Consider the following 1522-nt stretch of genomic DNA (forward strand, 5'->3'; position numbering starts at 1 on the left):
TGAAAAACCAGTTGAAGACACACTTATTTATAGAATTTACAACAAGTTTGAACGCCCATTATTAGAAAGCAAATCGAAGCGTTGGTTATTTTTAGGATTAACATTTACTGTGTTAATGGGAACTATGGTATTGTTTTTCACCAATTCGGTTGCAGTAAAAATGTTGCCTTTTGATAACAAGAACGAATTCCAAGTAGTTATTGATATGCCAGAAGGTACTACGCTTGAACGTACTGGAGTTGTAACGCAAGAGATCTCTCAATATTTATCGACACGTCCTGAAGTAGTAAATTACCAAAACTATGTTGGTACTTCTGCTCCAATTACTTTCAATGGTTTAGTTCGTCATTACGATTTACGTGGCGGAAGCAATATGGCAGATATTCAAGTAAATTTATTAGCCAAAGAAGATCGTACAGCTCAAAGTCATGATATTGCAAAATTGTTACGTCCAGATATTCAGAAAATTGCATCAAAATATAATGCGAATGTAAAGTTGGTTGAAGTGCCACCAGGACCACCAGTTATGTCAACTATTGTAGCCGAAGTTTATGGGCCAGATTATAACGAGCAAATTAAGGTAGCAAATAGCGTTAAAAATATTCTAAAAAATACAGATGATGTGGTTGATATTGATTGGATGGTTGAAGATGACCAAATAGAATATCAGTTCGATATCAACAAAGAAAAGGCCATGTTATATGGTGTTGCCCCACAACAAATAACATATACTATGAATATGGCATTATCAAATAGAGCTATTACAAATCTATATGATGAAGATTCAGTAAACCAAGTTGGTTTAGTATTGGCATTAGATGAAAAGGAAAAATCTACAATTACAGATATTTCACAATTAAAAGTAAAATCGAATCAAGGCAATATGGTTCCTATTGCAGATTTGGTGGATATTAGAGAAACTACTGCTGCAAAAAGCATTTATAGAAAAAACCAAAAACGTGTAGTTTATGTGATGGCAGATATGGCAGGAGCATTAGAAAGTCCAGCATACGCCATACTTGGAATGGAAGAAAAACTAAAAGAAATCCCATTACCAGAAGGCTTCGAGATAAATGAAATGTATTTAGGTCAGCCAGATTTTGAAGATGATTACACCGTTAAATGGGATGGCGAATGGCAAATTACCTTAGAAGTATTTAGAGATTTAGGTATTGCCTTTATGGGAGCCATAATCTTAATTTACATATTAATTGTAGGCTGGTTCCAGAACTTTAAAGCACCAATTGTTATGATGGTTGCCATTCCTTTATCATTAATCGGAATTATTTTAGGACATTGGATTATGGGTGCATTTTTTACTGCAACATCGTTCATCGGAATGATTGCTTTAGCAGGAATTATGGTTCGGAATTCGGTATTACTAATTGACTTCATCAACTTAAGAACTGCAGAAGGTGTGCCACTTAAACAAGCAGCAATCGAAGCAGGAGCAGTACGTACTACACCTATTTTGCTGACAGCAGGAACGGTTGTTATTGGTGCATTTGTTATTCTGTTTGAC

The 1522-nt window shown here is 35.0% G+C and carries 1 protein-coding gene; it reads left to right on the forward strand.

All coding sequences use genetic code 11. The features are described 5' to 3' along the window. On the forward strand, positions 1-1522 hold a 1522-nt coding region (locus WBN21_RS10780), incomplete at both ends, for an efflux RND transporter permease subunit (protein WP_424200145.1).

It is taken from the genome of Algibacter sp. (assembly GCF_049667265.1).
In the GTDB taxonomy this organism is placed as follows: domain Bacteria; phylum Bacteroidota; class Bacteroidia; order Flavobacteriales; family Flavobacteriaceae; genus Algibacter_B.